Origin of the sequence: Thermogemmatispora sp. (assembly GCF_019683755.1) — a bacterium.
Lineage (GTDB): Bacteria > Chloroflexota > Ktedonobacteria > Ktedonobacterales > Ktedonobacteraceae > Thermogemmatispora.
Window position 1 is genome coordinate 1 of sequence record NZ_JADGHT010000349.1, and the last position, 4,700, is coordinate 4,700.

Sequence of the window (4,700 nt, forward strand, 5' to 3'; positions counted from 1 at the left end):
TCGGATTTGTTTATAAGACACAGCGATAGGTCTCCTTATTCACCACCAGCTCGCGCCCGGGCGCGTACTCCGTAAGGGCAATATCGACGCTCTGCTGCGGACGCTCCTTGATGCCCAGGCGCCGCTGCTCTCTCTTTTCAATGACAAAGCTGCGCAGCTCGCGCGGAAAAGCATACTGTGGCAGCAGGCCCTGATCAAAGAGCAGGTCAAGTAAGAGCACCTCTTTCAAATCATCGGCACTGCTAGCGCTCATCCAGCCTGCCGACGGTAGCAGGCGCTGCTCCTCAAACTCCCGCTGCAGCTCCTCCAGACGCTTGTAGAGCCTGGCCCCAATCTCGCCAACGATGGCAAACTTGCGCTCGAGATCGCAGCGCTGGCCCTCGATCTCATCAGGCAGCCAGGCGATAACGTGGCGCGTGAAGTCTGGGGGGCGCTCCCTGAGCATCTGCTGCAGCCACGTGCCGAAGCGGCTCAACGTCGCCGCCCCTTTCTCCTGGAAGAAATCGCTGGCGCGCCCCAGGGCCTCGGGAAGCGAGCTCCGCTGTAAAGCTGCCTCCGTCTTGCCCTCCACGTGTTCGCGGAAAAAGGTCTGCAGGAGGGCGGCCTGAATGTGGCGCGTGAGCAGACGCTGATTGACGGGCGAGAGACGCGGGCAGGGTACCGGATCGCTGATCATCTCCTCGGGGTGATCGAAGTAGTGACCGTCATGGCTGCCGTTCTCGCTGTAGGCCAGTACCGTTGAGAGAGCGGCCCCACGCCGTCCGGCCCGTCCGGCGCGCTGCTGGTAGCTGGCGCGCGTCGGCGGGATGGTGCGCAGGCCCACCCCCAGCAACTGGCCGATGTCGACGCCGACCTCCATCGTGGTGGTACAGCTCAGCACGTCGATGGCCGGCTTCTTGGCTGAGATACCGATCTCCTGAAAGCGCAGCTCGTACTCTTCGGTGGTCGATGAGACCGCCTGGCTATCGCGGTGAGAGAGCTGGGCAGTATGCTCCTCGGCGGTCAGGTGCATGAGACGGCGCTGCCCAGCCAGCACCTGGAGCAGTGGCTCGCGATAGAAGGCCGTGCGTGCCTGTAAACTGATGTCCTCGGTGGGGAGAGGCTGTAGATTCTCGCTCCGACAGCTCCTGGCCGGGCAGCGCCCGCGCAGCGGCTGCCGGACGAGCTGTGTACAGTCGCGGCACTGATACCACTTGTCGTCAAGGGTCAGACGCAGGGCCAGCTTCTCAGGTTTCAGAAAAACCTGCCCTTCGTTGACTTCACAAAGCGTTTCGATCAAAGCCTGGCGGATCTCTTCTTCCTCGCCAGCCCCGAGCAGCTCTCTGGCCATTTTCTCGGCCTGCAGCTGCTTAGAATGGCGACCATCCCGGCGGAAACCTTCGCCTGGGACCGTTCCCTGCCGATCAAAGAAGGAAATGGCGCTGTCGAAGGCACTCAGTTCGAGCAGCTCCTCGATCCACTGGATGGCCAATGCTCGCAGCTCGTCTTCGTCTTCTTCGCACAGCTTCTTGAAGGGAGCGATACGTTTCAAGGCCCTGAAGGCGGCTGGCGCTGGCTCGATAATGGCGATGCACATGCGTGGCAGCGAATAAAAGCGGTCGGCAACCTGGCGCAGGAGAGCGCGGCGATAGCCTGGAATGAAGGACGGCAGCCACTCTTCTGTTTCGGCGATCTCAATCTGGCCCTCATACTCACTGCGGAATCTGCGGATGAGTTGAAGCAGTTGGCTCTGCGAGTCGCCGTCAAAGAAATACAGGTTATGTTCGGCGCAGACAGCGATAAACTCCCGCTGCAGCTTCTGATCGAGCGGCACCAGCTCCTGACCGTGGCGTCGGCGCAGGCGATCCGCGGCCAGAATGAGAGCCTCGCGAAAAGTGTCTAGCTCGACCTCGCGTGGCAGGTCGCGGGCCAGACGTGCCGCACGCTGGCGGCCATCCGAAAAGAGCAGGACCTTGCGCCCCATGTTGGGGGCTGCCTCTCGCGCCGGTGTACGCGGCGGCTGCAGCTCAAACTGGCGCCGTACCAGGTTGACGAAGGGTTGCTCGCCGCGCGTCGCCAGGCTGGCCAGGGTGCCGGGGGTGCTCAGACGCTTGAGGCAGACCGGGCAGCTCTTCCAGGTGCCGGCGCTGGTAGTGTCCTGCTCCTCATCATCTCTTTTGTTACTGTCGTCTGATTCACTCTTCCTCTCAAGATGATGACGATAGAGAGTGATAAACTCTTCTTCGCGCCCCCAGACCATCGGTTGTTGCCCTTTCCCGACCACGTAGGCATTGCCGGTCTGGATGTGTAGCCGCAGCTCTTGCAGGTGCTGTTGCCTGGGATGGGGAGGGCCGATCAGGAGCAGCTCCTCATGGGCCTGGTTACGGTCCTCGCCCGGCTCGTGCCAGAGAAACTGCGTCTGGGGGCCGGCGCTGCCCGTCGTCGTGAAAACGTGCAGGAAGAGGGCCCCGCAGTTTCGGTGCGCATACAGCTCGTAGACACGTGCGCCGCAGTCGCAATGCAGGCGGGGAGTCAGCCAGAGCCGGCCCAGCGTCGACGGCCCATCTGTCTGGTGCAGGCGCGCGCTACAGCGTGGATTGACGCAGGCGTAGAGCGTCGGCAGGCCGCGAAAGAGGAAATGGGCGCGCACCGGCAGCAGGGGCTGATCATCCTCACGGCAGGAGGCGGCGGCCAGGCTGAGCAGGGCGCTGGTGGCACGGATGCGCTCTTGCTCGGAGAGCGACGGGAAAAGCTGGGTGGCCAGCTCGCTCAAGGCGCGGGCCTTGCCGGCGGTCTGGCTCCACAGCAGACGGAAGCTCGGAAGACTGCTCAGGCAGCGACCCAGATAGAGCGGTAACGCTGCCAGGGAGGCCGGAGCTGGCCAGCTGAGGCGCTGGCTGAGGTCCTCTACAGCTCGCAGCGCAGCCCCCTCGTCCAGCACGCGATTGGCGAAAGCCGTCAGGTCGAAGGCCGCCAGGGCTGCGCCTTCGTCTTCCGGCGCGGGCCTGGGGAGCGGTCGCCCGTTGACGATGCTGGGGGCCGATGGTGGCTGGCCTGGCTCGCCACGGACAATGGCAAAGCTGGCGTGGGCAGGGCCGCGCGCCCCTACCAGCCCTTCGGCAAAGCTCAGAATGCCTTGCTCGCCGGCGCTGGGGTCCAGGCTGGCGCTGGTCAGGATGTAGCGCACACGCTCGCGCCCGATGCCAAGGCGGGCCTGCAGGCGGCGCAGGAGCAGCGAAATCTCCGCGCCGGTGGCGCCGCTATAGAGGTGCGCCTCATCGAGTACAATCAGCAAGCTGTTGTCTCGATGGCTCTCCAGCCATTGGGCTGTCTGGGCAAAGATGCTGCGCTCGATAGGGCGCATCAGCATGTATTCCAGCATCGAGTAGTTGGTGATCAAGATGTCGGGGCAGCAGCGCTGGATTTGGTGACGGCTGTAGAGTTCGCGATCGTTGGCATCGATCTCGACTGCTCCCCGGCTGGCGGCGTCGCGCAGGCGTTCCAGATTGCAGGCTGGCCAGCGCCCCCTCTCTTCCTGCTCCTGGCGTTGCTCTGGGGTCACGTTGGCGTAGAAGTCGAGCAGAGGGAGCAGGAGGGCCTTGTTGCGTTCCTGGCTCATCTGGCCTGGGTAGGGAGTACGTGAGGTATACATGCCGAAGCGGATCGGGCGGTCAAGACTGTAGCGCTCTTTGAACCAGCGGGCGAAGGCGGCATGGCCGAAGAGATGGCGCAGGCGAACCAGTTGGTCGTTGACGAGGGCATTGGTGGGATAGAGAATGAGGGTGCGCATACCGGGTAGGGCAAAGCTGGCGCGGCGCTGCCAGGCTTCGTCGAGGCTGCGGGCAAGGATCGCAAGCAGGAACACCTCCGTTTTGCCCGAACCGGTGCCGGTGGTCAGGATCAGATCGCGGTCGTGTCGGAGCAGGGCCTCCAGGGCCTCGCCCTGGTGGGGATAGAGCTGGGGAGGGATGAGCGGAGGCAGACCTGTAGTCTGGCCAGTCAGTTCGGCCAGGGCCTGGACAATGACGGGCGGCAGATCCAGGTCGGCATAAGAGCGCCCGCCAGGATAGCCAGGGGTGCTTTCAATATAGGGTTCGCGCGCAATGACCTTCGGCTCCTCCAGCAGCCGGCGGCGCTCCTCAACGACGTCGCTGTGACGAATAGGATATTGGGCCTCAATATAGCGGATCAGTTGCTGCTGAAGCTCGCGCGCGATCGTTGAAAGGTCATAGTGCTGTTGGCTGGTGGCCTGATTCATAAGTGCTCCTTGTTTCAAGCTTTCACCGTAGAGCCTGCTGCCAGGAAGGTCGGTGAGGACAAGGAAAGCTCAGGAACAGATTTTTTCTCGCGCTGTGGTGCCAGACCGCGCTAGGCGAGGCGATCATGGCGGGGCGGGCGCTCAGCGCGGGCAGTCCTTCCTGAGTAGAAGAGGGCCGGGCTGGGAAGCCTGCGCCGCTTCTCGCGCGCTGGGAATCGAAGTGCCGCCAATTATAACATGGCTCTGCCGCCTCAGTAAAGTGCGCCTCCTGGCTGCTCCGCTGGCTGGAGTCTGCTATGATTCGCTCTGGGAGTGTGGCCGGTGACCGGTGAGAGGAAGCAGATTGCGCGTGGGAGCTTTCCGAGTCTGTCCGGCGGGCGTCCCTCGCGTATGCGCATGAGTGGGGGGATCAGAGGCTGACCTGCCACAGCTTCACAATCCTGGTTCCGGCCATGATGAGACG

1 protein-coding gene is annotated in these 4,700 nt (G+C 63.3%); it reads right to left on the reverse strand.

Translation table 11 applies throughout. The features are described from left to right. Positions 1–10: 10 nt before the first annotated feature. Positions 11–4,237, reverse strand: a complete 4,227-nt coding sequence (locus IRZ24_RS16945; RefSeq protein WP_297166738.1) for a DEAD/DEAH box helicase — start codon at positions 4,235–4,237, stop codon at positions 11–13. Positions 4,238–4,700 lie beyond the last annotated feature (463 nt).

Bases quoted from the DNA above. Each gene is read 5' to 3' on its own strand.
- IRZ24_RS16945 (WP_297166738.1), bottom strand. From the start codon at position 4,237: ATGAATCAGGCCACCAGCCAACAGCACTATGACCTTTCAACGATCGCG.